At 37.5% G+C, this 25,615-nt stretch carries 24 protein-coding genes; 18 read left to right on the top strand and 6 right to left on the bottom strand.

Annotated features, from left to right (window positions below; all coding sequences use genetic code 11):
* Positions 1–27 precede the first annotated feature (27 nt).
* The 3 genes from AC3XNE_RS03565 to celB all read left to right on the top strand — a co-directional run bounded on the left by AC3XNE_RS03565 (position 28) and on the right by celB (position 3,801).
* On the top strand, positions 28–1,470 hold the full coding sequence (locus tag AC3XNE_RS03565; RefSeq protein WP_489832932.1) for a 6-phospho-beta-glucosidase: 1,443 nt from the start codon (positions 28–30) through the stop codon (positions 1,468–1,470).
* Positions 1,471–1,516: 46 nt separating this feature from the next.
* The gene (locus AC3XNE_RS03560) at positions 1,517–2,023 is read left to right on the top strand and encodes a hypothetical protein (protein WP_489832930.1); all 507 of its coding nucleotides are present in this window, start codon (positions 1,517–1,519) and stop codon (positions 2,021–2,023) included.
* A 419-nt stretch (positions 2,024–2,442) separates the two neighbouring features.
* Complete coding sequence (gene celB, locus AC3XNE_RS03555) at positions 2,443–3,801, top strand: PTS cellobiose transporter subunit IIC (protein WP_489832929.1); 1,359 nt, start codon at positions 2,443–2,445, stop codon at positions 3,799–3,801.
* Between the two features lie 79 nt (positions 3,802–3,880).
* On the opposite strand, the gene AC3XNE_RS03550 is transcribed toward celB, so the two are convergent.
* Complete coding sequence (locus AC3XNE_RS03550; RefSeq protein WP_489832927.1) at positions 3,881–4,126, bottom strand: GlsB/YeaQ/YmgE family stress response membrane protein; 246 nt, start codon at positions 4,124–4,126, stop codon at positions 3,881–3,883.
* 401 nt (positions 4,127–4,527) lie between these two features.
* Between AC3XNE_RS03550 and AC3XNE_RS03545 the strand changes: the two genes are divergently transcribed.
* Genes AC3XNE_RS03545 through AC3XNE_RS03535 form a run of 3 tightly spaced genes read left to right on the top strand, consistent with a single transcriptional unit; the run spans position 4,528 to position 7,489 of the window.
* On the top strand, positions 4,528–5,721 hold the full coding sequence (locus tag AC3XNE_RS03545) for a quaternary amine ABC transporter ATP-binding protein (RefSeq protein WP_489832926.1): 1,194 nt from the start codon (positions 4,528–4,530) through the stop codon (positions 5,719–5,721).
* Complete coding sequence (locus AC3XNE_RS03540) at positions 5,721–6,563, top strand: ABC transporter permease (protein WP_489832925.1); 843 nt, start codon at positions 5,721–5,723, stop codon at positions 6,561–6,563. The genes AC3XNE_RS03545 and AC3XNE_RS03540 overlap by 1 nt, the downstream gene beginning before the upstream one ends.
* A 14-nt stretch (positions 6,564–6,577) precedes the next feature.
* On the top strand, positions 6,578–7,489 hold the full coding sequence (locus AC3XNE_RS03535; RefSeq protein WP_489832924.1) for a glycine betaine ABC transporter substrate-binding protein: 912 nt from the start codon (positions 6,578–6,580) through the stop codon (positions 7,487–7,489).
* A gap of 541 nt (positions 7,490–8,030) precedes the next feature.
* Here AC3XNE_RS03535 and AC3XNE_RS03530 read toward each other — a convergent pair.
* Together AC3XNE_RS03530 and AC3XNE_RS03525 are read right to left on the bottom strand one after the other, a co-directional pair.
* A complete protein-coding gene (locus tag AC3XNE_RS03530; RefSeq protein ID WP_489832923.1) occupies positions 8,031–9,788 on the bottom strand; it encodes a DUF2207 family protein in 1,758 nt (585 codons plus the stop codon).
* Positions 9,776–10,324, bottom strand: coding sequence for a LemA family protein (locus AC3XNE_RS03525; protein WP_489832921.1), 549 nt, complete (start codon positions 10,322–10,324; stop codon positions 9,776–9,778). Before AC3XNE_RS03525 ends, AC3XNE_RS03530 begins: the two co-directional genes overlap by 13 nt.
* 838 nt (positions 10,325–11,162) lie before the next feature.
* On the opposite strand from AC3XNE_RS03525, the gene AC3XNE_RS03520 reads away from it, so the two are divergent.
* The 4 genes from AC3XNE_RS03520 to AC3XNE_RS03505 are packed head-to-tail and all read left to right on the top strand — an operon-like array spanning position 11,163 to position 14,267.
* Positions 11,163–11,636: a PTS sugar transporter subunit IIB gene (locus AC3XNE_RS03520; RefSeq protein ID WP_489832920.1), complete on the top strand. Its 474-nt coding sequence runs from the start codon at positions 11,163–11,165 to the stop codon at positions 11,634–11,636.
* Between the two features lie 17 nt (positions 11,637–11,653).
* Entirely contained in the window at positions 11,654–12,457 is an 804-nt protein-coding gene (locus tag AC3XNE_RS03515; protein WP_489832919.1) for a PTS mannose/fructose/sorbose/N-acetylgalactosamine transporter subunit IIC, read from the top strand.
* A 15-nt stretch (positions 12,458–12,472) separates the two neighbouring features.
* Positions 12,473–13,282 carry a PTS system mannose/fructose/sorbose family transporter subunit IID gene (locus AC3XNE_RS03510; RefSeq protein ID WP_489832917.1) on the top strand — a complete coding sequence of 270 codons (810 nt, stop codon included), beginning with the start codon at positions 12,473–12,475 and terminating at the stop codon, positions 13,280–13,282.
* 19 nt (positions 13,283–13,301) lie between these two features.
* On the top strand, positions 13,302–14,267 hold the full coding sequence (locus AC3XNE_RS03505; protein WP_489832916.1) for an SIS domain-containing protein: 966 nt from the start codon (positions 13,302–13,304) through the stop codon (positions 14,265–14,267).
* A 545-nt stretch (positions 14,268–14,812) separates the two neighbouring features.
* On the opposite strand, the gene AC3XNE_RS03500 is transcribed toward AC3XNE_RS03505, so the two are convergent.
* The 3 genes from AC3XNE_RS03500 to AC3XNE_RS03490 all read right to left on the bottom strand — a co-directional run bounded on the left by AC3XNE_RS03500 (position 14,813) and on the right by AC3XNE_RS03490 (position 18,047).
* Positions 14,813–15,106: a bacteriocin immunity family protein gene (locus tag AC3XNE_RS03500; protein ID WP_489832915.1), complete on the bottom strand. Its 294-nt coding sequence runs from the start codon at positions 15,104–15,106 to the stop codon at positions 14,813–14,815.
* A gap of 11 nt (positions 15,107–15,117) precedes the next feature.
* Complete coding sequence (locus tag AC3XNE_RS03495; protein WP_489832913.1) at positions 15,118–15,642, bottom strand: garvicin Q family class II bacteriocin; 525 nt, start codon at positions 15,640–15,642, stop codon at positions 15,118–15,120.
* 923 nt (positions 15,643–16,565) lie between these two features.
* Positions 16,566–18,047: an MDR family MFS transporter gene (locus AC3XNE_RS03490; RefSeq protein ID WP_489832911.1), complete on the bottom strand. Its 1,482-nt coding sequence runs from the start codon at positions 18,045–18,047 to the stop codon at positions 16,566–16,568.
* 714 nt (positions 18,048–18,761) lie between these two features.
* On the opposite strand from AC3XNE_RS03490, the gene AC3XNE_RS03485 reads away from it, so the two are divergent.
* From AC3XNE_RS03485 to AC3XNE_RS03450, 8 genes are all read left to right on the top strand, one after another.
* Positions 18,762–20,810: a BglG family transcription antiterminator gene (locus AC3XNE_RS03485; protein ID WP_489832909.1), complete on the top strand. Its 2,049-nt coding sequence runs from the start codon at positions 18,762–18,764 to the stop codon at positions 20,808–20,810.
* The gene (locus AC3XNE_RS03480; RefSeq protein WP_489832907.1) at positions 20,800–21,267 is read left to right on the top strand and encodes a PTS sugar transporter subunit IIA; all 468 of its coding nucleotides are present in this window, start codon (positions 20,800–20,802) and stop codon (positions 21,265–21,267) included. The genes AC3XNE_RS03485 and AC3XNE_RS03480 overlap by 11 nt, the downstream gene beginning before the upstream one ends.
* A gap of 12 nt (positions 21,268–21,279) precedes the next feature.
* On the top strand, positions 21,280–21,594 hold the full coding sequence (locus tag AC3XNE_RS03475; RefSeq protein ID WP_489832905.1) for a PTS fructose transporter subunit IIB: 315 nt from the start codon (positions 21,280–21,282) through the stop codon (positions 21,592–21,594).
* 27 nt (positions 21,595–21,621) lie between these two features.
* The gene (locus tag AC3XNE_RS03470) at positions 21,622–22,671 is read left to right on the top strand and encodes a PTS fructose transporter subunit IIC (protein WP_489832903.1); all 1,050 of its coding nucleotides are present in this window, start codon (positions 21,622–21,624) and stop codon (positions 22,669–22,671) included.
* A 99-nt stretch (positions 22,672–22,770) separates the two neighbouring features.
* A complete protein-coding gene (locus AC3XNE_RS03465) occupies positions 22,771–24,165 on the top strand; it encodes a glycosyl hydrolase family 32 (RefSeq protein WP_489832901.1) in 1,395 nt (464 codons plus the stop codon).
* 27 nt (positions 24,166–24,192) lie between these two features.
* Positions 24,193–24,963 carry a Cof-type HAD-IIB family hydrolase gene (locus AC3XNE_RS03460; protein WP_489832899.1) on the top strand — a complete coding sequence of 257 codons (771 nt, stop codon included), beginning with the start codon at positions 24,193–24,195 and terminating at the stop codon, positions 24,961–24,963.
* Positions 24,964–24,990: 27 nt separating this feature from the next.
* Entirely contained in the window at positions 24,991–25,371 is a 381-nt protein-coding gene (locus tag AC3XNE_RS03455; protein ID WP_489832897.1) for a VOC family protein, read from the top strand.
* A 12-nt stretch (positions 25,372–25,383) separates the two neighbouring features.
* Positions 25,384–25,536: a hypothetical protein gene (locus AC3XNE_RS03450; RefSeq protein ID WP_489832895.1), complete on the top strand. Its 153-nt coding sequence runs from the start codon at positions 25,384–25,386 to the stop codon at positions 25,534–25,536.
* Positions 25,537–25,615: the final 79 nt, after the last annotated feature.

The following is a 25,615-nucleotide window of genomic DNA, read 5'->3' as shown; positions in this document are numbered from 1 at the left end:
TTTAATAGGATAAAGGAGTGTTGAGTGATGGTTGAAAATTCATTTCCAGAAGGCTTCTTATGGGGTGGTGCTGTGGCTGCTCACCAATTAGAGGGCGGTTGGCAAGAAGGAGGCAAAGGCGTCTCTGTAGCTGACGTGATGACCGCTGGAGAAAATGGTGTTCCGCGTGAGATAACCGATGGCGTTTTACCGGGCAAAAATTACCCTAACCATGATGCCATTGACTTTTATGGACATTACAAGGAAGATGTCGCCTTATTTGCTGAAATGGGCTTTAAATGTTTTAGGATATCGATCGCCTGGACTCGGATCTTCCCGAATGGCGATGAAACAGAGCCAAACGAAGAAGGGCTTAAGTTTTATGACGATCTTTTTGCAGAATGCCATAAATACGGGATCGAACCAGTTGTGACTTTGGCTCACTTTGAAATGCCATGGCATTTAGTTAAGAAATATAATGGCTTTGGCAGTCGGGAAACGATCGATTTTTTCTTACGTTTTGCGACAACTTGTTTTAAACGCTATAAAGACCAGGTCAAATATTGGATGACTTTTAACGAAATTGACAACCAGGCAGCATTCAATAATGATTTCGCAATGGCCACAAACTCCGGTTTACTCTTGGATGACGATAGTAATAATGAAGCAGAAATGTATCAGGCTGCTCATTATGAGTTAGTTGCCAGCGCTCTGGCTGTAAAAGAAGGTAAGAAGATCAACTCTGACTTTAAAATCGGGACAATGATCAACTATACGCCAGCTTATCCTGCTTCTTCAGATCCAGAAGACATCTTACTGGCGCAAAAGGTCAATCAACGACGCTTTTGGTTTTCGGACGTCCAAGTTTGGGGTGAATATCCCAAAGGTATTGAAGCTTATGTTGAACGGAAAGGTTATCGTCCAGATATTACGGCTGAAGATCAAGTCGTTCTAGAGGAAGGAACAGTTGACTATGTTGGTTTCAGTTATTACCAATCGATGGCGGTGAGTTCGAAGAAAGAGACTGCTGATAACTTGGTAGCTCCTGACGATGTTATAAGTGAAAATCCGCATTTGGAAACAAGCGACTGGGGCTGGTCGATCGATCCTGTTGGTTTGCGCTATGGGCTGAACGACCTGACTGATCGTTATCATTTGCCATTATTTATTGTGGAAAATGGCTTGGGTGCAGTCGATCAGGTTGAAGAAGATGGCAGCATTCATGATCCATATCGAGTGGATTATTTGCGCAAACATTTGGAAGAAGCCAAAAAAGCAGTCACACTTGATGGTGTAGATTTGATGGGATATACTCCTTGGGGCTGCATCGACTTAGTTTCAGCAAGTACTGGTCAAATGTCAAAACGTTATGGATTTATTTACGTTGACAAAGATGATGATGGTAACGGAACTTTGGCACGGTCAAGAAAAGATTCATTCTATTGGTACCAAAGGGTGATCAAGACAAATGGTGCGGATCTGGAAAACTAAGCGCGACAAAATTAAAATATCAGGATAAAAAAAGTTGGGGTAGAACATGGCTAAAAATAAAAGACAAGATTTAAAAAAAATAGAAGAACAGCGAAAAAAACAAAGTAAAGAAACTATGTCCTTCAATCGTTTTTTGTTATTTAGATATGTTGCTGCGTTTTTCTTTTTCTTGAATTTATACTGGTTTATATTACTGATACATGCACGGCAGATCACTCTATTATTGCCTTTGTTGTTGATAGTTGCAGTCTTGCCAGTTGTGTGGGAACACTTTAAAAAGTTGCATGATAGTTCTAACAAATTACGCTGCTCCAAATTTTATTTCTGGCTACAAATAATCATTAACTTAGGTTTGTTGATAGTTTGTATGACCCCTTTCTTTACAGACTTTTATCCGTTTATGTCCCCCAAAGGAAAGGTACTGATCATTACTTTGCTGCTTTTAGGCATACTCTTATGTTTGTATATGGAAAGACGTGTCCACTTGATTGAAAATGATCGTGATCGTTATTTGAAAACAATGCGTGACTATGACGATGCGATCAACAAATAAATAAAGAGAAGAAAGAATAGATCGTTGGTATGAAGAAAACAACGATCTATTTTTTTAGGATTCAAAGTACAGGTTGCTGTAAAATTATAAAAAAGCACGAAAAATTTAAAGGCACTTGTAAAAATGGTACCAACATATTATAATGTATATGAAGGAATTAAAGCGCTTTAATATGAGTGAAGGAGGGCAGACCAAGGTATTCGTGTCGCACATTTATGGCGTTTTTAATTTTTTTGGACCGGATGATCACAGAAAGATATCGTTGTTTAGGTTTGGGTGAATTTGAGTCAAGGTTGGGCATGAACAAAGTATTCTTTTTTATAACAAAACAAATGTAACCGCAATCATAGTTCTCTGTGTTTCCAGTCTTTAAATAAGCGTCATTCAAAATTGACGTTAAACAAAGGAGAAAAAATATTATGGGTGAAGATAATAAATTCATGAAATTTTTAAACGATAAACTCATGGCCCCAATGGGGAAAATTGCTTCAACTCGGATCGTTCGGGCTATTATGGCAGCTGGACTAGCAAGTATTCCATTTACGATCGTGGGTTCTATGTTCTTGGTTTTAAATATTTTACCGACAGTTTTTAAAGGTTTGACTGGTTTCTTCAATGCTACATTTGTTAAGATCACTGATTTGTATATGATCGCCAACCAAACGACGATGGGTATTTTAGCCCTGTACTTTACGATCGTTATTGGTTATGAATACACGAGAATTATTAGAGATGAGGAGAAGTTAAATCTCGACCCAGTTAACGGTGCTTTGTTATCCGTTTTTGCGTTCTTTATGACAATTCCAGAATTAGCCATTAAAGGCGGTATCTTTTCATTAGTAAATGTGACTAATAAAACAGAAACAGTTATCAACGGCTGGAGATCAGGTGCTGGTGGATTGGACCGCTTGGGTACTGGTGGTATCTTTACTGGTATTATCATGGCTTTACTAGCGGTTAAGATCTATCAAATTATTGTTCAGAAAAACTTGACCATCAGAATGCCGGAACAAGTACCTACTGGAGTTTCAAATGCCTTTACTGCTTTGGTCCCGACATTTATTGTTTCTTTTGTTGTTTTGCTGATCGATGGGATCTTAATTGGTTTTAACACTGACATTTATAACGTTATTGCTATGCCATTTAGTTTTGTTACTAATTTGACTAATAGTTGGCTTGGGATCGTTGTTATTGAATTGCTGATCTCACTGCTGTGGGTCTTGGGTATTCACGGTGCCAATATTATTGGTGCCTTTATCACGCCGATCACTTTGAATAACTTGACTTTGAATGCACACGGGGCACATATGGTTTTTGCCGGCGAATTTAATAATATGTTTGTTATTATTGGAGGTTCAGGTGCTACTTTAGGCCTAGTGATCTTCATGGCCTTTATGGCTAAGTCAGCTCAGTTGAAGACTTTAGGTCGTGCTGCAATTGCACCAGCTATCTTTAACATTAATGAACCGATCATCTTCGGTGCACCAATTGTCTATAACCCATATCTATCCATTCCATTCATGTTGGCCCCAGTTGTGACCGCATCATTGACATACTGGTCCATTAAATTGGGTATTACAAGTCAAATTATTGCACAGATGCCATGGCCATCCCCACTTGGTATTGGGGCCTTCTTGGGCACCGGTGGTGACTGGAGATCAGTTATTCTGGCAATCGTCGATGTGATTGCTGCTGGACTGGTTTATTATCCATTTGCACGGATCTACGACCGGAAGTTGTTGGCTCAAGAACAAGCAAACTTGGAGGCAGAAAAATAATTTCTTCTTTAAAGTGAATAAAAAGAAAGACTTCGCTTCTATCGATAAAAGCGAAGTCTTTTTTGTGAGAGATAATTATTCAATTACTTTTCGAAATTATAAATGCAACTATCCATACAACGATCACTGCTCCGATTATCGAAGGGATTATTGCCATCCCAGCAACTTGAGGACCCCAGTCTCCCAGAAGTGCTTGTCCCAGAGAAGAACCAACTAAGCCAGCTACGATATTTGCGGCACAGCCCATTGATTTTCCTTGGCTGGTGATCCCACCAGCAATGGCACCAATTACGGCTCCAACGATCAAAACCCATATCCAATGCATATCTCTATTCCTCCTATGTTTGTTAGACGTTAATATGTCAGCATTCATTTGTGGTTTGTGTAACTAAGTATACTGTTTTTTAGGTAACAAAGGCAAAAAAATGAACCTTTAAACAGCCGATCCTGTCAAATATTTTGCCAAATTTATAAAATTAAAAAAATTCAATATAGAAATTTAGTATATAGCTTTTAAGCTAATCCTTTGAAATTAATAATCGTTTACAGTTACTATTATATTAGTCATTGTAATTTTTCACTATCTGAAATAAGCTTCAAAATATTAACCAAAAACAATTAGTACAATAATTATTTTCTGTTGGTTTTGGAGTGGATAATTTGACTTATAGGGTGGTTGTTTGAAATAATGGTTGGGTACGTTTAAAAAGGGAGGAGTAAAACAGAATGACAGAAAAAGTTAAAGTTTCTAATTTAACTAAGATTTTTGGTAAACAAATCCCCCAAGCAAAAAAATTGTTGAGCGATGGTAAAAGTAAAAAAGAGATCCTTGCTCAAACAGGTTGCACAGTTGGGGTCAACCAAGCAAGCTTTACTGTTAATGATGGCGAAATATTTGTGATCATGGGACTTTCTGGTAGTGGTAAGTCTACTATCATCCGTATGGTCAATCGTTTGATCAATTCGACTGATGGAGATGTCGAAATTGATGGCCAAAAAGTTATGCAGTTGTCAAAAGAGGACTTACGTAAATTACGTCAAGACAAGATAGGAATGGTGTTCCAGAACTTTGCCTTGTTCCCACACTTGACAGTTTTGAAAAATGCAGAGTACGGGTTAGCACTTAAAAAGATCGACCAAGAAACACAAGAGAAAAAGGCTAAGGATGCTTTGGAACTTGTTGGTTTGAATGGTTATGATCAACAATATCCTGATCAGTTATCTGGTGGTATGCAACAACGTGTTGGTTTAGCACGTGCATTGGCTAATGACGCAGAGATCTTACTTATGGACGAAGCCTTTTCCGCTTTGGATCCGTTATACCGGAAGGAAATGCAAGATCTTTTGTTGCAGATCCAAGAAAGAATGCACAAAACCATTATCTTTATCGGCCATGATTTGAACGAAGCTCTCAAATTGGGTGATCGGATCATGATCATGCGTGATGGTAATGTTGAACAGATCGGTGAACCTGAAGATATTTTGACACACCCAGCAAATGACTACGTTGAGCGCTTTATTGAAGGTGTTGACCGGACACAAGTGCTTACCGCAGGCAGCGTGATGGCTAAGGCCCATGTAGTTAATATCGCTAAAGCCGGCCCACGGGTTGCTTTACGGCGGATGCGGGATAATGATATTTCCTCGATCTATGTTGTGGATAATGAAAACAAGTTCGTTGGTTTCGCGGATGCGGACGATGTGTCTGAATTGGTCAAAAAGGGTAGCAAGGATCTGAAGTCGGTGTTGAAGACTGATGTTCCGAAGACCCACGTTGATACACCGATCAACGATCTGATCAACGATATTTCGAAGACGCCAATTCCTTATATCGTAGTTGATGACGATGATCATCTCTTAGGGATCATCTTACGTGGGACTGTCTTGGCAGCAATTTCTGGTGAAGAGGTGAGCGCTTAATGGATAAAATCAGTTCATTACCTTTGGCTGACTGGATCAACTCGGGTGTTGATTGGATCAGTCAGTTTACAGGTTTTTTCAATAGTATTACGGCCTTCTTCCAAGCGATCATTGACGGGATACAATGGGTCTTTGATCTCTTGCCTGAATGGTTGTTCATTTTGGTGATTTTAGGTTTAACATACTGGGTCAAGCGTGGTCAAAAGAAAGTCGGCTTTATGGTCTTTGAAGTCCTAGGCCTACTGTTGATCTGGAACTTAGGTTACTGGCGTGACATGACGCAGACCTTAACACTGGTATTATCTTCCAGTGTGATCGCGATCATTATCGGGGTCCCTCTTGGGATCTGGATGGCTAAGAGTTCGAAAGCAGAAGTTGTGATCAAACCGATTCTGGACTTCATGCAGACTCTGCCAGCCTTCGTTTACTTGATCCCAGCCGTTGCGTTCTTCGGAATCGGGATGGTCCCAGGTGTATTTGCTTCCGTGATCTTCGCTATGCCGCCAACAGTACGGATGACTAACCTTGGTATCCGTCAAGTTCCGGAAGATCTGATCGAAGCTGCCGATTCCTTTGGTTCGACTAGCTGGCAAAAATTGATCGGCCTGCAGTTACCAATGGCCAAGACCACGATCATGTCCGGTGTTAACCAGACTATGATGCTGGGACTTTCAATGGTCGTTATTGCATCTATGATCGGTGCTCTTGGTTTAGGTACACAGGTTTACTTCGCTGTTGGACGTAACGATGCTGGTGCAGGTTTCGCTTCTGGTATCGCCGTGGTTATCGTCGCTATCATCTTGGACCGGATCACTCAATCTATTACTAAACCATCACATTAAAAGGGGGAAATTTTTTGAAACGCAAGTTTACTTTACTGCTTAGCAGTATTGCGGTTTTAGGATTGACTCTTATTTTAGGTGCGTGTGGAGCAAAACCAGCTGCTTACGATCAAAGTAAAGATTTAGGCGAACAACTTAATTATACGATCACTGGGATCGATGCTTCCGCTGGTGAAATGGGTAACGCAACAACGGCTTTGAACAAGTATGGGTTGAAGAAAGCCAACTGGCAGCTTATGCCTAGTTCGACTGCCGCTATGACGTCTACGTTGGATAAAGCTATTAAGTACAAGGAACCAGTAGTTGTTACAGCTTATCAGCCACATTGGATGTTTTCTGAATACCCAATTAAGTGGTTGAAAGATCCAAAGAACGTGTTTGGTAAGGGCGAACACGAAGCAACTATTGCACGTAAAGGTTTGAAGAAAGATAACCCTGGTGCTTATAAGTTGTTACAAAATTTCCATTGGGACCTGGAAAAAGAGGCTGAACCTGTCATGATGAATATTCATGAGGGTATGGATACTACAAAAGCCGCACAGAAGTATATGAAGGATAATCCTAAGAGAGTTAATGAAATGCTGAAAGGTGTTCCTGACGGCAAAGGTAAGAAGATCAAGTTAGTTTATATGCCGTATGACTATGAAATTGCCGCTTCTAATGTTGTTGAACAACTGCTGAAGAAGAAAAACTACGATGTAACGATCCAGCAACTGGATGTTGAAGTTATGTGGCAAGCTATTGTTTCAGATAAGGCTGACGCTACGGTCACTGCCGAGCTGCCAAACACTCAGAAGGCCTTTGCTCAGAAATATAAAGGACAGTATGATTATGTCCGGACAAACTTGAAGGGTGCTCGGATCGGTTTAGCTGTTCCGAAGTATATGAAGGATATTAACTCGATCGAGGATCTGAAAAACAATTAGTTGATCCTTTAGTAAAAATAAATAATGGACTAAGGGTAAATTAGCCATTATTAATGAGAAAGCCGTAGAAAGTTTTTAACTTCTGCAGCTTTTTTATTGGGTCGTTTTTGCTCAATTTGTTTGCTTCGTGGTAAATTAAAGAAATCGGCTTGTAGCAAAACACCTAAAGCTGTGGTTATATGATTGATTGGCCCAACATCAAGGGTATTTGGGTCCGAAAGTCTGCTAATTGGCCCAACATCGGGGCCACTTTGGTCCGAAAGTCTGCTAATCGGCCCAACGTCGAGGGTATTTGGGTCCGAAAGTCTGCTAATTGGCTCAACATCAAGGGTATTTGGGTCCGAAAAGTGGGTAATTGGCCAACATTGCAACTATTTAAGTCCGAAAAACAGCTAATTGCAGCTAATTGAGCCCATAACCCATCAATTTAATTTAGGTCAGAGTTTCTACTCTGATCGAACCAACCAGGAGTTTTTTTAAATAAGGCCAAAGGAAAAGCCCTCCGTTTCCAGAGAGCTTTAGTCTCATTATTTTTAATTGATCAGCGGAAACCACCGCCACCGGAACTACCACCAGTGCTGCCACCACCGCCGGAACTGGATGAACCGCCAGAACCAGAAGAAGAATAGCTTACATGACTACTGAAAGTAGAAACATGTGTAAATGGATGATCACTAGTACTATAATAAACACTTTCTTTTGCATACTCAGGGTAGACTTTGTTTAGTTGTTTTTCAACCTTGTCCAGGATTCCAAGAGCTGCAGCTGCTAACATATAGTCGTCCCAGAGGCTGACTTCTTTGATGTTTCTTTCATTTAAGAGAGAGAATTCTTCTAAATAATTTTTCAACTGTGCTAGCTGTGTCCGGATCTTCATCCCTTCGTCAGTTATTTGATAGTCAGCTATCAATAACCATTTGGCCCAACGGAATGCTTTACGCTTGTGCTTATCACGTGTTTTCAAAGCATCTTCACTTTTCTGGACCAAACCATATTCCATACAATAGTCATAACTGTAATCAAAGAAATCTTGTATCAATTCTCGCCAATTCTCACTACGTCCCAGATATTTAGATAAGTCAGATTCCGCTACCACGTTACCTTTTTCAACTTGGTATAGAACTGTGTATAGTGATTTAAGTGGATCAGGTGCATCTTCTTCTGGTTCTTTTAATAGAACAAATTGTGACTTTTGTTTGGCTGATTTTTTTCCTTTAACAGATTCTTGCTTGACGTTCCCATTTTTAACTAACTGAAGGAGCCCCGCGGTTAGAAGGTCGTTGTTCTTTTGTTCTCGACTGCCAGGGAACAACAAGAGTATGAAGTATAGTTCAAAAATATTATCTGCAGTGATATTCCGGAAATATTGTCCTTTATTTTGTTTCTGCAATTTTTTTATTCGTGGATAATAACGTGAATAGTTTCTTACTCCAAGGACAAACCAAATGACTATTAAGAAACCTAAGACTGCACACAAACCGACTACGATCCAAATTATTCGGTTCAAACGGTAATTTTTTATGTTTTTGCCAGATTTGTAGTCCTGGTAATTGAAATCACTACCCTTAAACGCATCTTTAACTACACTATCAAATGTTCTGTTTAAGTGGTAGGGCGTTTTGTATGTTCCTTTAGGGATCTCCATTAAAATTTTGACATAATTATCATCGTTTAGCGATTTGTTATTTTTGACATCAATTTTTCCCTGATCATTAAATTGGGTCTCTCCGTCAAAACCGAATCCCCAAATACCATAGCCATTAGCCTTACTGAATGTGTGATTTTGATCTTCGATCCTAATGGCAATATCTTGAGGTGAGATCTCAACGTCATCCTCTAGAAATGTCCAATTGATCATTTGTTTAGTCTTAGTCTGTTCGACAAAATTTGAGATCGCGTATTTGATGGCGTAGCTATGAGTGCCATACTTGGTGATCCCCCAATTCAATTCATCGCCATTTTGTCCATAGCGACCGGCTTTTGCTTTTTTAGATGCATCCGGATCCCAGTTAGAAGTTTTTTTCATTGGTTTTCCGTCCATTGAAACCGAGTAATTGCTTAATTTTTGTGGTCCTTCCAACTTAAGAGTTTTATATATCTCACTACCCTCATCTGCGGAAACATTCCATCTTTCAGAAATAAAAGCTGTTCCTTTTTTGTCCAAATTAACAGAAATTTCCATGTGGTTGACAGTTTGATCAGCCCGAACCTGATCATTATTTGCTAAAACACAAAATATACCGACAAGAAAAGCGATGAGCAGTCCCTGCCGTTTTGAAATTATTTTTATTTTGACCATTGCGGCATCTCCTGTTTACTTTTAGTGTTTTCGAAGTAATTATGTTCTTTGAAACCAAAAGGATTCGCTAGAAGTGAATTTGGGAATGTTTTGATAGTCCGATTGAAGCGAGTAACGGTATCGTTATAAATCATTCTTGATTCACGAACTTGATTTTCATATTTGTCAACAGAAGTCATTGTTTGTAGATAAACATTACTTGCTTTTAGATCCGGATATTGTTCAGCAAGTGCGCTGATCACCCCCAGAGCATTATTGAACTGCCGGTCATCTTGATCGACATCTTTTACGGAAGCATCACGAGATACACTAGAGCGATCTTCAATGATTTTTGTTAAAGTTTTGCTTTCGTATGTTTGATAATTTTTAGTAGCGGTGATGAGATTGCTCAAAGCATCCCAACGACTTTCGATCTGAGCCGAGATCTGGCTCATAGCGTTACTAATATTTTCTTGGAACCTAATAAATTTGTTATAAGTAATGATCCCCCAGATAAGCAAAATAACAACCACAGCTAGAATAATTAACCATATCATATAAAAAACCCCTTTCAAAAAATTGAGTGCGTAAAATCTAGCGGAGATAAAACAAATGGAGATGTGTATTATTGATTTTAGAAGTTTTTAGTTTCAGGAAAATCGCTAAAAGTGAAACGTTTCGAATTCAAACAATAACTTAGCTGAAATATTTGGTAATAATAATGAACCTGTTTAAAAACTACAATACTTGTCTGTTTCACAAGCCTGACAATTATTAGTTATATTGAGCGTTGTTAAGTGCACGAAAAAATAGCGGCATGTCCACACCCAGCGGCAATATTGTTTGCTTTTCCAAAACATGTTTCACAAAACCTATAATAAATACATTATCATTACTATTCAAACAATTGCAAGTGAAATGATTTCATTAATTCGTAACTGATTTATTATCGCTATCAAAAATTGTGAATATAATAACAATGTCTTGATTTTTAAAAGCGCTTTCACTATAATTGATGATAGATTATACGAGATTAGATAAGGACGTATAATCTATAACGCAAAAGAAGAGTTGCTTTATGATATATGAACATATATCACGGATTACTAGCGTTAATGGTACGGTTTCTAAGTAATTGCTTAAAAACATTCATTTTTTCAGTTATATAGACTAAATAGATAATCTAGGGTTGTTTTTGAACTCGTGTATTCATTAGAAACTCGTCAGTTTATTTAGCAGATAAAACGTTATTTTATGTTATTGTCTTTTTATTAATATAAAGAGTATCTAATAATATATTTAGCTAATCATATTGAAAATTATGGGAGTTTGTTGTTGTAGATATCATCTAACTATCTATACGTTATTTGTAAAATTTGTTAAGGAGTAATGAAAATGATTAAATTGATCAGAATTGATTATCGTTTATTGCATGGACAAGTCATAGTTTCTTGGTTAAATAGTTATAATATTGGGAGAATTGTCATTATCGATGACAACGCGTATAACGATGAGATTACTAAAAAGACTTTAATGATGAGCAAGCCTACCAATACAAAACTGAATATTTTTTCTGTTGAAGAAGCATTAAAGAGAAAGAACAAGATTAGCAAACTAAAAGAAAATGTTGCACTTATTTTTGGGAATGTACCGGAATGTTATGCATTTATTCGAGAGTTTCCAGAAAAAGTGGAAGAAATAAATTTGGGAAATATTCCTAAAAAAAATAATTCAACAAAATATGACAAAACAGTATATCTTACTGAGCAAGATGTTGATTTTTCTAGAAAATTAGTTAATTCCGGTATCAGATTATATTCTCAACAGGTACCAAATGCAAAACTAACTGAGCTTAACGAATCGTTTTGAGGGAGGTCGAAGGAAGAATGTTATGGGAATCTATTTTAATAGGTTTAGTAGCTATTTTGGGAAGATTAGACGCAATCGCTTTTGGTAGATCAAATTTTGAGCAACCGCTGATTACTTCAACTTTAGTTGGTTTAGTTTTAGGAAATGTAGCTGTAGGATTGAAAGTTGGAGTAACTTTAGAAGCAATAGCGTTAGGCTTTGTAGCGGTCGGAGCCTCCGGCATGCCAGACATGGTTTTGGGAGGTGTAATTGCTAGTTCGTTGACAATTTTAACAAAAACATCACCAGAAACTGCTTTGACAATCGCAATGCCAATTGCAATTTTAGGGCAAATGATGGGAGTAGTATTACAAACCTTATTTTCTGGCCTCTCTCATAAAGCAGATGATTACATTGACAAAGCCGAATTTAAAAAAGCTCGTTGGGTTCCATTTTTCACTGGCTTGACGTCTTTTGTTCTCATATATTTTGTTTTAAGTTTTTCTGCAGTTTATTTTGGATCGAGCACTGTAAGCGCAATTGTAAGTTCTATACCTAAGTGGTTAACTGCAGGTCTTTCGGTAATTGGGAAGGTGTTACCTGCTTTTGGGTTTGCAATGTTATTAAATATGATGATGGACAAAAAAAATTGGGTCTTTATGATGGCAGGGTTCTTTATAGTTGCTTATACAAAATTAGATATCATCGGTTTGGCTATTTTAGCAGTAATTGTTGCTATTATTTTATCGGATATTCGTTTTCATAATGACGATACGTCGGGACATTCGACAAACGATGACGAAGATGACGAGGATGAACTAGCTTTGCCAGATGATGAGTGAGGAGGAAACGAAATTATGAGCAAGGATTCAAATTTCAAAAAGTATTGGCATTTTTTCTGGACATCGTGGACTATTCAAATGAACTGGAACTATGAACGACAAATGAATCTTGGTTATATGAACGGAATGGCACCAATAATTAATTCTTTATATCGAAAGCCAGAGGAATTAGAAGATAAGAAGGCCGCTTATAGACGGCACAATCAATTATTTAATTGTACGCCTCAACTAATACCCTTTGTTATGGGAATTACTGCTTCGATGGAAGAGGAGTATTATCGTACTCGTAATAGTCGCTTACCAACAGCTATTACTAATATAAAAACAAGTTTAATGGGCCCGCTTGCGGGTGTTGGTGATTCCTTTTTCCAAGGTACATTACGTGTTATAGCTTTTGGTTTAGGTATGTCTTTAGCTAAACAAGGTTCTGTTTTAGGGCCAATATTAGCTATTGTAATTTCGCTTGTTCCATCCATATTAATTACGTACTACGGAGGTAAGCTGGGCTATAGGTTAGGTGATAAATTTATAGACAAGTTATCTAGCGGAAAAGTAATGGATAAGTTTTTATATATAACTAGTATTGTAGGATTAATGGTTGTTGGTGGTATGGTTGCCTCCTTAATTGGGCTTACCACACCTATTACGTATGGTAAAAAATTGGTACTTCAAGATGTATTAGACAAAATTATGCCTCAATTGATTCCTTTTTTGATGACAATGTTTATGTTTTGGCTGATTAAGAGGAAAGTTAGTACAACGAAAATCTTAATTATTGCAATAACACTTGGATTAGTATTAAGTGTGTTAGGAATTCTAAAATAGAAAGGGCGAAGGTTTTATTATGAAAATTGAAAAGATAGTTAAAGATATTCTACAGAAAAATGGTAGCATTAAAAATATGTACTTTATTGGGTGTGGTGCCTCAAAAGGCGATCTGTATCCAGGATATTATTTTATATTGCACAATTCAAACATTAAGTGTGGACATCTAACTGCAAATGAATTTAATTATGATACACCAATCGATATTGGGAAAAATTCTGTTGTTGTAACGGCTTCCTTAAGTGGGACAACACCTGAATCAGTAGAAGCGACAAAGATAGCCAAAAAATTAGGGGCAACTGTCATCGCATTTTCTAAGGATATAGATTCTGAATTAATGCAACCGGCTGATTACAAGATTGTTCATAGTTTGGACGATTCACCTATTGGTAAGTTGGAAAAACAAATATTAAATTTACGTCTGGCTGTTGAAATTGTGCAGCAGGTTGATGGGTATGAATATTATGAAAAGATGATGGATGGTTTTGATAAGCTGCCGGATTTAATTGGAATGGCAGTTAAAGCTTCTAAATTACCAGCAGTACAATTTGCAGAAAAATACAAAGATGATTCAATGATATATGCACTTGGTAGTGGTCCGACGTTTGATGTTGTGTATGAAACGACTCTTTGTTCATTGCTTGAAGGCCAATGGATCAATTCTGCTTGCATTCATTCTGGTGAGTTTTTCCACGGTGCTTTAGAAATAACTGATAAAAACGTTCCATTTATATTATTTATGAGCGATGGAAGTACACGTCATTTGGATGCCAGAGTCCTTGATTTTCTATATCGTTTTGGAGCAAAGGTTACAGTAATAGATGGAAAAGATTTTGGAATTTCGAACACTGTGGATCCGAATGTTGCAGAATACTTTAACCCTGCAGTGTTGAATGCTGCCTGCCGAGTTTACATTCAAGAGCTAGCAGATGCACGTGGGCATGCATTGTCTACTCGTCGTTATATGTGGAAATTAGAATATTAGTCAATAAATATGAAAAAAAGTGTCTCATAAAAACAAGTGAAGTGGTGCATGAGGGGCGCTAACGTCACCTGGTGTTGACTTTACTTTTAGGGCCCAAGCTTATCATTGAATACTTTTTTTGCTACTAAGTTTATATTAGACTAAATTGTAACTATACAGTCTAAAATAGTCATGATAGAAAGCGCTCTTTTTCGATAAGAAGTAATTGAACAAAAAAATAGCACTATAGTGGATGAGACAATTCTCTAACGAATACTTTAGTATATAGATTGTGTTCAAGAGCATAATGACAGGGTAGAATTTCGCGTTTGAAACTTGGACAATTTAGTCTCAATCTTCAAGGCCAGTGGTATTTCCTACGTAAAAATAAGACGAGGATAAAACTAGAAACTTTCAGAAAAAAGTTTAGACATGACAATAAAAACTGTGGTGCAATGAGATTTTTCATTGCACCACAGTTTTTATTTTTAGAACCGATTATTTCTGCTCTTTTATTAATTAAATACTTTTTCGGAGTTAGCTCCTATAAACAACCATATAACCGTTTAAAATGAATTACCCCATACTGCAAATAACCCACGACCAAGTCCTTTATCACTAAATTTTCCATTCAATATTTTTAAATAAAACTTACTTACATTAGGTGAAAGTTTACCACCAGTTGCTAAAGGCGTTAAATCTCCCTTAAGTCCTCCAATTACCTTTGGAAAATACTCTTTCTTTTCTAATTTCTGCTTAGCAAAAATTAAAATCGTACGTTCATTTTCCGTAATAGAGTCTTGCAATAAAAGATCGATATCCTGCAGAATATCGTTTGCCGCCTCGTCTTTTCTTCTCATAACCTCACCTTCTATTTATTACTGTTATTAGGTTTATTAGTTCCGTTTACCCAGCCACCGCCAGCAGCCTGTGCCCAACCATGAGCCATTACACCCGTAACTGCTTCCATTGAGCCTTTGGTAACTACATAATGATAATGTCCTTTTTTATATTTGTATAAGTAACCATTAGCACCTTCATAAAGATGCTTTCGACCTTTTCGTGTCATAGATTCATTTTCAATTGTTATTCCGTCTTGCTTTGCTTTTTTATTCACTTCATCTATCATATTTTGCGCAGCAGATATTTCGTTATTAGTTAACCCACTATTTTGGGGAACCTGTAAAACGAACTTATTATTAACAATATGCACATATGGATCAATTTTTTTAATCTGTTCCTGAGTTAATTTGGTATCCCCTTGATTATTTTCCTTCTGTTCTATTGTAGGAGTCTTGCTCATTACATCAGCCATTCCAACCCCAGTGGGAATAGTTGTAACGACTAATGTAGAAGTAGCTACTAAAACTGTTGCTAATTTAATACTATTTTTCATAATAAATCCCCCTCACCCCTGTAACTTTAACGTAACAAAAATTTAATGCTTTTGTCAATTGGTTGGTTTTTTCGAATATAGCATGTAAAAAATAATCAGTACGGCGATGATAATTGTTCTCGTACTAATTATTGGTGAAACAGCGACGTATAAGCACCATCAAAAAGTTGCGTTAAACGGTAAGTGGGCAATAGTTTACTCTACAAAGAAAGAGATATAACGAGAGTGCTTACAAAAACGATGAGGGACACCCCCCACTTTTGATAAAAATGAATTAACCATCCAGCATGGTTCTAAAAAGATACGTAATCAAAATAACATAAGAGTAACCTACAAGAATAAAACAGTTGAGCTTATCCATTCTAAGCTTTCAAATAAGTTCCAACCGACAAATATGATATTAATACTCATCATAAGTGGGCTCCTCTATAAAACGTGACTTGTCTGTAAAAGGGTTCGTAGTCTTAGTTACTGCCACTTTTTGTTACATTTTAACCGATTAATTTCCTTTGCATCCCTTTAAGTTATATCATGCCAGTATTCTAATTAAATTGTTAATGGTTAGGGGTATTTTTTGATTCAACTCTTTCTTAAAGTCTATTAATTCTTCTTCTATTTGTTGATCAGAAGATTGAGTCATCGCCTGCCTCTCAATGTATTGTAGATATGCTTCCCATTGAATACCAAAGACACCCTTTTCTTTCCTAAACTTATCGTTTTACTTTAGAAGTTTTTATCCTGGATAAGTAAACTGACAAGGCTAAATGGATTACAAAAGAAGCTAACCCAACGGAGCCATAAAGTCTGCACCAAATAATATGAAAAACTTAGCAACAGCGCTTTAATCTTATTTATCAAAAAGAACCACTATTTTTTAGTTTTGATCTCTGTCTCCCTTGTTTTTATTTATATCATTCCCGTTATCAGCGATTATCAATGTGGTAATTCTTTTGTTTAAGTAGGTTGAAGGCAAATGCTAAAGCCATGCAGGCAACTGCAATTCCGAAAATGTTCTGTAAACCACTGTGGTAGATCTGATGCATCAGTGGGATAAGTTTATCCGGTAATTGGTCAACGGTATGAGGATTGATCATTTTGTTAAACATATCGACTGTTAAATGTTTGTCTGGATGAGCATTGATTCCATGGATCAAAGAACGGTTCATGACGATCCCAAAAACAGAGATCGAAATACTTTGAGAAAGTGTACGTACTAAAGTATTGAAGGAAGTTGCCATTCCGACATTTTGTGGGTCAACGATACTTTGAGAAATAATCGTAGAACTAGTGACCGTAATACCAAAGCCGGTCCCTAGAAATACCCCAATAATTAAGAAAGCGTAGAAAGGAGTATCCACTGGTAAAAATACGAATACGATACCTGAGATAACTAATAACCCCATACTTAACATTAAAATTTTGCGTGGTGTCATTTTTGCCAAGAAGATCCCGGCTAGAAATGAACCAAAGATCCACAGAATTGAACTTGGGGTCGTGGCAAAGCCTGCGATAGTGGCCGGTAAGCCTAATAGACCCTGCGTCCAGGATGGAACATATACGTCAAAAGCAATCAGAAAAATGGACATCATTGCCACAGCAAAATTTTGGATCACAAAAGTTCGTTTTTTGAACAAGTCTAATAGGATGATTGGATCTGAGGCACGTTTTTCTTGCCGAATGAAGAGTATTAGACCGATAATTGCTACAGCAAAAATGGTAATTGCGGTTGGAACGTTAACGTGAGTTTTATTTAAAACTTCCACACCGTATAAGATCCCGCCGATCGTTAATGAAAGCCAGATGATACCCCAAACGTCCAATTTTCCGTGAACATAGTTTTTGTCTTCTCGTAAGTTTATCCAAGTCAAGACGATCGATAGCAAGCCAATAGGAACATTGATGAAAAAGACCCATTTCCAACTTAAATTATCGACTATCAAGCCACCTAAAAGTGGTGCGGCAACTGAAGCTATACCCCAAGCTGAGTTATTCAAGCCCATTACTTGCGCACGTTTATCCGGCGGATAGATATCAGCGATGATCGTATTTGAAATAGGCAAGATCGCCCCTGCACCGATCCCTTGAACGGCACGCCAAGCAATTAGTTGCGGCATACTTGTCGATAGGCCGCTTAGCATTGAGCCAACTAAGAAAATTAAAAGTCCAGTAATAAAGACTGGTTTTCGACCAAGTTCATCAACCAATTTGCCATATACAGGTGTTGATAGAGTGGTCGTTAATAGATAAATCGAAAAAACCCAGTTCATGATCGAGATCCCTTTAAGATCACCGACAATAGTCGGCATAGCTGTTGAGACGATCGTACCTTCAACTGCACTTAAGAAAGTAGCGATGAATAAAGCAAAAGTAACTATCCCCTTATTTGTTTTTTTATTTGAATTCAAACTAAAAACCCCTAATTATTGTAATTTATCAAACATACTATCTTAGCATATTTGGAGGGTGAAAATATATATCCATTTTATAGGAAAGTGAATATTTTTGTGAAAGAGCAGGAGAGTGTACTATGGTTAAAAATGTGATTAAGCCATGTAGGCAAATAATTACCTCCATGACTTTTCTACATATAAGGTTTTTAGACTAGTGAGTTCTTAATTGATCAAAACGAATTACCCCAGACCGCGAAGAAGGCCTTGGCCCGCCGCTTTATTACTGTATTTGCTGCTGCATGACTTCAGATAAAATTTCTTCCCATGCTCTGAAAGCATACTCCTAGTACCTGGCGGAGTCAGTTGGCTTTTGAGTGAACCAGTTATTTTAGGAAAATATTCTTCTTTTTTAATTGTTATTTGGCAGTGTTAAAAATATCTCGTTCTTCGTCGGTGAGCTGACTTTCTAGTAAGATGTTAATATCCGCTAAGATATTAGTTGCATTTTTATTTTTCGTAACAAACCGCCTCTTATATAAACATTGTAGCTCTATGTTTTCCTATGTATAACAGATTAATTTTAAACTGTAGCAAAACTGAAGTTGATGTTTAAGACTCGGATTTTCGTTTAACGATCATTTAAGTATAAATTTTTGGTTTGGTAATTGCTGAGCGATGACGGAAAATGTACTTGGGCCATGATAATAAACATACAAGAAGTTTATCGTCATGAGTTTTCAGTATAATGATGGTCTTTTTGCAAACGTATACTTATATTGTTGTACTTTTGCGTATATGCATAAAACAGATAGTAGCTTATCATGTAATCGTATTCAGACAGAGGGTGACGTTATTAACAAATACGAAATTCAGACTGTTCAATTGATCCTTGATAGTGGAATAACGCATTACAAGGATATTGAAAAAAGCACAGGAAAGTCTAGAAAAACAGTTAATAAGTATCTAAACAATATTGCAGAAGAGGTAAAAAAGTTTCAGGTTCGCTTGGTCAGAAAGAGGAATGTTGGAATTTATTTTGAAGGAGATACCTCAGCACTGCGTACTTCTTTTTATGGTAGGGGGGTGCTAGCTGAACAAGAGAGTGAACAGAAAGTTATGTTATCACTTATCTCTGATCTGCTTACGTTGGATCAACCTATCACGATACAGGAATTATGCGAAGAGCATTTTGTTAGCCGTACGACCTTGGAAAAATATCTCAAAGAAATTAGAGGATTCATAGAACAAAAGGGTGCTGCGCTGGAAAGTGACCACAATGGATTATTTATCAAGGCTCCGGAAAGTGTTAAGAGGCAACTAATGTCTGAAGTGTTACAAAATTATTGGGGAGGTGGCGATCAACAGATAGAAAATGAGCAGGATAACCGACTAACTGTTAGTGTCCCGCCGGAACTACGATGCCTTTTTGATCAAAAGGTTTTTGAAAAAGTAGAAAATACGCTAGATCAATTTCAGGAAAAAAGCAATGTTAAGTTAAACGATTTTGAATTTCAATCTTTGGCAGTGCATTTAGTGATAGCAATTCAAAGGATCAAAAAAGGAGAAGTCTTGAAGAGTGACGCATACTTAGCTGAACAGAGATTTTCTGATAATACTAAGGTTCTTTGTGATTTACTGGAATGCAATTTTAATACGACTATTCCGTATGATGAACAACAGTATATTAACATCCATATACTGGCAGCTGAAACATCTGAGAAACAAAATGGCTCGGATCTTGTGGATGAAACTAAGAAATCTTCACAAAACGACAATGCGATCGGCAATTTTTTGCGGAATACTTTGAATGATTATGATGAAACTTTGATCGATAATTTAACGCTTCATTTGATACCAGCCCTGCGAAGATTTTCTTTAGGTTTAACCATTAAGAATCCTTATACCAGGGATGTGAAGAAATTTTTCCCTTTTGCTTATAACAAGGCTATTGATTTAACTATACAAATCGAAAGAAAGTTCAGTGTTCACATTAACGATGATGAAGTAGCTTATATTGCCCTGCATGTAGAAGCATATAACGAAAGAAAGAATGAGAAATTAACTGCTGTTATTGCATGTAGCACAGGGCTTGGGACTGCAAGATTGCTTGAGCAAAGGATCAATAAATATTTTTCAGACTCAATAACAGTAAAAAGGATCATATCAGTTTCTGAATTAAAACAACAAAATATATCAGAAGATTTAATAATCAGTACAGTGGGTGCCAATGTGTCTGGTAAGAAAGTGATCGTAGTCCCGCCGTTTTTGGATAATAAGTCTAAGGACAAGATCCAGTATGCAATAGATGAATATAAAGGGACGGGCAGCACCGAAAACGCGTTTATGAATTTGATCCATCCTGAATTGATAACGATCGATCCTGGGCAAAGTACGAAAAACCAAGCTATAAAAAGTATAAGTCAGCAATTACAAAATGAAGGATATGCTTCTTCTGGGATATACGAAGCAGCAATAAAAAGGGAAAAGTTAGCAAGTACGCAAATCGATTTTGTTGCAATGCCACATGCACCGGTAGATTTTGTAAAACAACCTTGTATTTCTGTGTATATCAACACTCAAGGCATTGAGGGGTCACAAGGAAAAGTCAATATTGTATTTTTTTTGGCAATGGATCAGACCATAAAGGATTCAATTGATGACATTTATGGTTATTTCAATGATCTGCTTGAGGATAAACAACTTTTACAGAAGATATCACGAGCGACAACAAAAGACGAGGTTATTAAAATGTTAGGGAGTGAGCGAGTTGTCGAGTGAAAGTAACAACTTTATTACGGAAAAAAATATTGTGATCGGATTAGATGCTAGTTCAAAAGAAAATGCAATTGCGAAGTTAGCACAAGTAATGGAAGAAAATGGCACGGTCAGTGATGCCGAAGCTTTTCAAAAAGATGTTTTGTACCGTGAGAGTTTAACGACCACGGGAATTGGAAATGGCATCGCTATTCCACATGGTAAGAGTGATTCTGTGAGTGCGGCTTCGTTAGTTTTTGCTAAAACGGTAAAACCCATTGAATGGCAATCTCTGGATGGAAGTCAAGTTTCAATAATTTTTCTAATGGCCGTTAAAAACGAGGATGAAGGGAAAGAACATTTAAAAATGTTGGCAAATATTTCGGGAAGTCTAATGGATGATGACTTTGTGAGACAGATAAAGACAGAAAATGATCCCAAAAAGCTAGTAGAAATCTTTAAAACAATTAAAACCAATTAGGAGGAATTTATTATGAGCAAATTTGTTGCAGTATCAGCATGTATCGCAGGTGTCGCACACACGTATATGGCCGCTCAAAATTTGAAAAAGTTTGCTAAAAAAAATGGGGATAAGATCAAAGTTGAAACGCAAGGAGCGATGGGGTTTGAAAATAAACTTAAGCAAAAAGATATTGACGAAGCGGATGCCGTGATTTTAGCAGTAGATACATCTGTTCGTGAGAAGGAACGTTTTGACGGGAAAACTATTGTGGAGATGGGTACTTCAGAAGTTGTTAAGGACGGTAAAAAAGCAATCGAAAAAGCCCATGAATCAATTGGGGAATAAAATTTTTAAAAAGTGAGGTTTGTTTGAATGGATAGTGTAAAGCAATTCTTTAAAGATCTTGTGGGTCATTTTCAAACCGGTGTTTCATATATGATCCCGTTGGTTTCTGCTTCCGGTTTATTGGTTTCGTTAGCAGTTGTCGGCGGTGGAAATGGTGTTTGGAATCAAACAAGCAATATTTGGGGAATATTAAGGTTGATCGGTCAGCAAGGTTTGAATTTTATTCCAGTGATGATCGCTGCGTATATAGCATACTCAATTGCCGATAGACCTGGATTGGCTCCTGCTTTTATTGTTGGTTTAGTTTCTAACAAATTAGGTATGGGTTTCTTAGGCGGTATGGTAGTTGGTGTCTTAGTTGGGTACGTTGTTTACTGGGTCAAGAAAATACCAATGCCGATGAGTCTGATTTCCTTGAAATCAATTTTTATAGTTCCCTTGGTGGCAGTTCTTGTAAGTGGCTTGATCATCTATTATGTATTTGGAGACCCTGTAAAGGCACTGCAAGATGGGTTAACTGGTTGGTTGACAAGCATTAGTGGTTCAAACCAAGTGCTTGTTTCAGTACTCATTGGTGGAATGATGGCAACTGACATGGGTGGTCCAATAAACAAGGTTGCTTATACTTTTAGTATGGCTGCTTATACTTCTGGAGGATACGCTACAAGTACTGCGTGTTTCATAGCTATTGGAATTCCACCATTGATCATGGCATTGGCTGTATTTATGGGGAAGAAATATTACAATGAAACTGAAAAAGAGAGTGCTACTACCGCTTTAGTAATGGGGATCATTGCAACTACGGAAGGTGCGATCCCTTATGCTGTGGCAGACCCAATTGCAGTCATACCAAGTTGTATGGTTGGTGCTTGTTTGGCAAGCGGACTTAATGCGATGTTTGGTACGATTCAAAAAACGGCATTATCAACATTCATGGCCGCACCTTTTTCTTCTAACATTATACTTTACAGTCTTTCGATCATAATTGGTGTACTCGTAGGAGCATTTATGTGCAACGGGATCAAAAAATTAATGCATCGTGATCGTAAAATTGCTGCAGAAGCTGCAGAAGCTTAATTAAAAGTCAGAAATAGTCGAGCTGTACAAGACAATAAGATCTGTTTATCTCTTATGTGTCTCGTTGCACTCTGTTTTATTAAATGAGGAGGATCTTTCATGTATAAAGTATTTTATCAACCACTGAAGAACACTTGGATGGGTGACATCATGCCCTTTGGAAAAGAGGGAACGTTTTATTTGTATCACCAACGTGATCCAAGAAACCCCGGACCTTTAGAAGCAAACTATCATCCTTTTGGATGGTCCTTGTCAACCACTAAAGATTTTATTGATTATGAGGATCATGGGGTAGCTATTCCCGAAGGTGACGAGAATGATGTTGCCGAATTTATCTATGCTGGTTCTGTTTTTGAAGCACAAGGAAAAATTCATGCCTTTTACACTGGCTATAACCGTCAGGCAGAAAAGGAAGGCAAAGAATCTCAGGTTTTGTTACATGGTGTTAGTGACGACTATGAACACTTTCAAAAAAACGTGGACAAATTAGCCTTACCCGCACAAGAGGGTTACGATGTAACTGATTGGCGAGATCCGTGGGTGATCTGGAATGAAGATAAACAGGAGTACCTGTTGATATTAGGTACAAGACTTGCAGGGCCAAAGTCCAAATTAACAGGGCGTATTGTTTCGTTTAGGTCCAAAGATCTGAAAAATTGGGACTTTCAAGGAGACTTCTTTGCCCCTAATTTGTATACTGGCCTTGAGATGCCAGATTTGTTCAAAATGGGTGATTGGTGGTATTTAGTTTACACTGAATATAGTGAGCAAAGTAAAACGCGGTATCGTATGAGTAAAAACATCGATGGTCCATGGATCAAGCCTAAAGATGATGCATTTGATGGCCGTGCATACTATGCTGCCAGAACTGCTTTTGACGGTCAACGGCGTGTATTGTTTGGCTGGGTCCCAACACGTGAAAAAGAACAAGGCGATATGGTCAATTGGGAGTGGGGTGGAACTTATCTTCCATTGGAATTAGAACAACGAAGTGATGGGACATTAGCAACCAAACTCCCTGAGAAATTAACCACTGAATTTGAAGACGTCCATAACATTGATGACTTTGTGATCGATGATGAAGAGGGTCGAACCGAAAAAGTTATTGCTAAAAATGTAGGGAGACACTTTGTACTAGACATGGATGTTTCATGCGACAGTAAATTAAGTGATTTGGCGCTTAGGGTGTTTAAGAATGTCGATACTGACGAATCATATCAGTATTTATTATCAGCAGATGACCAAAGAATAAGCTTTGATAAGAGTCCTGAATGGCCTTGGTATCAGATGATGAATAAGGGATTGGAAAGACCGCTTACGGAAAATAATTTCGACGACCTTCATGTGAAACTGATGGTTGATAACGACATTATGATCGTTGTCGTAAATGGCATAAGTTTGACTAGTCGAGTTTATCAAAAATTTGGTGACGATTTAGCTGTAGCTGCTTCTTACGGTCAAGCGTCTTTCAAGAATGTTGTTTTGAGAAAATAGTTGGTTTGTTTGAATAGGAGTAAAAATTTGCGAAAAATAAGATCTTTAGTTTTCTTTGATATGGATGGGACCTTACTTTCAAGTAATTCAACTATCGTTCCTGAGGTCCGTGATGCAATTCGACAGCTCAAGGCGAATGGAAATGTTCCGATTATTTGTACCGGCCGTGCAGCCTTTGAAGTTCGACACTTTATGAAAGAGTGTCAGATCGATTCAATTGTTTCCATGAATGGTCAATATATTGAATTCGAAGGTCAAGTCGTTTCTAGCCGCGAAATTCCAGCAGAGTTATGTGGCAGGGTTTTATCATATGCACAGTCACGGAACGATATACTTGGATTTTATAATTATCAAGAAATAGCCTTGTCGGAGGATCGCCCTTTGTCACGCAGATTTTATCAAAATATAGCGGCACCATTTCCACAAGTTGATAATGAGTTTTATAAGACAGCTCCAGTCAATCAACTGCTGGTTATTTCCCATCATGCAGATCGTGAGTATGCGCAAAAGTTCCCCGAATTAGAATTTTTTATTACTGGAGAAAAGTCGATCGATACGGTGCTTAAAGGCGGTTCTAAAGGTGAAGGTATCAAAAGCCTTCAGGCAAAACAGCAAATAGATGTACCGACCTATGCTTTCGGTGATGGCAACAATGATTTAACTATGTTTGATGTGGTAGACCGTAGTATTGCAATGGAAAATGGTAATGAAACAATTAAGGAGAAAGCTAATTTTATTACAGATACGAATGATAATCTAGGTATTGTTAAAGGATTGCAGAAGTTAAAATTAATTTGAAATTAAAGTGAAGGGAGGATAGGTAATATGGCATTTTTTAAGGGTATTTCACACGTTGGTATCCCCACACAAAATTTTAATGATAGTATCAAGTCCTATCAAAAACTCGGTTTTGAGTTAATAAATCAAGAAGATAATGGGGGTAGCAAGGTCGGATTTTTACAAATTAACGACCTGATGTTAGAAGTTTATGAAGCCGAAACCAACCGAGAAACTGGTGCTATCAACCATTTAGCGATCGATACAGATGATGATCAAAATGCATTTGAAGAAGTTAAAAACTTAGGCTTTGAATTGATCGACCACGAAGTGATGCATCTACCATTTTGGGAACATGGGATCAGTTACTTTAATTTCTATGGGCCAAACCATGAAGTCATTGAAGTCTGTCAGAAAAATAAGAAATAGGCGAGTGATTTTATGTTAGTAGGTTCAATTGAAGCTGGTGACGCAAAATTTGTTTGTACTGTGGGCAATGTCGATCACCAAGTTAAAGATCAAGATAGGCTCCCGACTACTAAACTTGCAGAAACTTTGAAAAATACGGCAGGTTATTTAAAACGGCTATGTTGAAGGTTCTGATTTGGAAAGATATCTGACAATGCCGGAATTTCCAAATAATAGTTCGCTGACCAGCGGGGATCTTGCAATG

This window comes from Ligilactobacillus sp. JN-6 (Y).1 (assembly GCF_058111525.1).
Note: the sequence above shows the minus strand (reverse complement) of the source record. Positions and strands in the feature narration are given on the sequence as shown.

Bases quoted from the DNA above. Each gene is read 5' to 3' on its own strand.
- AC3XNE_RS03485 (WP_489832909.1), top strand. From the start codon at position 18,762: ATGAGTTTTCAGTATAATGATGGTCTTTTTGCAAACGTATACTTATAT.
- AC3XNE_RS03500 (WP_489832915.1), bottom strand. From the start codon at position 15,106: ATGAGAAGAAAAGACGAGGCGGCAAACGATATTCTGCAGGATATCGAT.
- AC3XNE_RS03495 (WP_489832913.1), bottom strand. From the start codon at position 15,642: ATGAAAAATAGTATTAAATTAGCAACAGTTTTAGTAGCTACTTCTACA.
- AC3XNE_RS03530 (WP_489832923.1), bottom strand. From the start codon at position 9,788: ATGGTCAAAATAAAAATAATTTCAAAACGGCAGGGACTGCTCATCGCT.
- AC3XNE_RS03505 (WP_489832916.1), top strand. From the start codon at position 13,302: ATGAAAATTGAAAAGATAGTTAAAGATATTCTACAGAAAAATGGTAGC.
- AC3XNE_RS03470 (WP_489832903.1), top strand. From the start codon at position 21,622: ATGGATAGTGTAAAGCAATTCTTTAAAGATCTTGTGGGTCATTTTCAA.
- AC3XNE_RS03520 (WP_489832920.1), top strand. From the start codon at position 11,163: ATGATTAAATTGATCAGAATTGATTATCGTTTATTGCATGGACAAGTC.
- AC3XNE_RS03510 (WP_489832917.1), top strand. From the start codon at position 12,473: ATGAGCAAGGATTCAAATTTCAAAAAGTATTGGCATTTTTTCTGGACA.
- AC3XNE_RS03525 (WP_489832921.1), bottom strand. From the start codon at position 10,324: ATGATATGGTTAATTATTCTAGCTGTGGTTGTTATTTTGCTTATCTGG.
- AC3XNE_RS03475 (WP_489832905.1), top strand. From the start codon at position 21,280: ATGAGCAAATTTGTTGCAGTATCAGCATGTATCGCAGGTGTCGCACAC.
- AC3XNE_RS03540 (WP_489832925.1), top strand. From the start codon at position 5,721: ATGGATAAAATCAGTTCATTACCTTTGGCTGACTGGATCAACTCGGGT.
- AC3XNE_RS03560 (WP_489832930.1), top strand. From the start codon at position 1,517: ATGGCTAAAAATAAAAGACAAGATTTAAAAAAAATAGAAGAACAGCGA.
- celB (WP_489832929.1), top strand. From the start codon at position 2,443: ATGGGTGAAGATAATAAATTCATGAAATTTTTAAACGATAAACTCATG.
- AC3XNE_RS03545 (WP_489832926.1), top strand. From the start codon at position 4,528: ATGACAGAAAAAGTTAAAGTTTCTAATTTAACTAAGATTTTTGGTAAA.
- AC3XNE_RS03550 (WP_489832927.1), bottom strand. From the start codon at position 4,126: ATGCATTGGATATGGGTTTTGATCGTTGGAGCCGTAATTGGTGCCATT.
- AC3XNE_RS03515 (WP_489832919.1), top strand. From the start codon at position 11,654: ATGTTATGGGAATCTATTTTAATAGGTTTAGTAGCTATTTTGGGAAGA.
- AC3XNE_RS03455 (WP_489832897.1), top strand. From the start codon at position 24,991: ATGGCATTTTTTAAGGGTATTTCACACGTTGGTATCCCCACACAAAAT.
- AC3XNE_RS03565 (WP_489832932.1), top strand. From the start codon at position 28: ATGGTTGAAAATTCATTTCCAGAAGGCTTCTTATGGGGTGGTGCTGTG.
- AC3XNE_RS03450 (WP_489832895.1), top strand. From the start codon at position 25,384: ATGTTAGTAGGTTCAATTGAAGCTGGTGACGCAAAATTTGTTTGTACT.
- AC3XNE_RS03465 (WP_489832901.1), top strand. From the start codon at position 22,771: ATGTATAAAGTATTTTATCAACCACTGAAGAACACTTGGATGGGTGAC.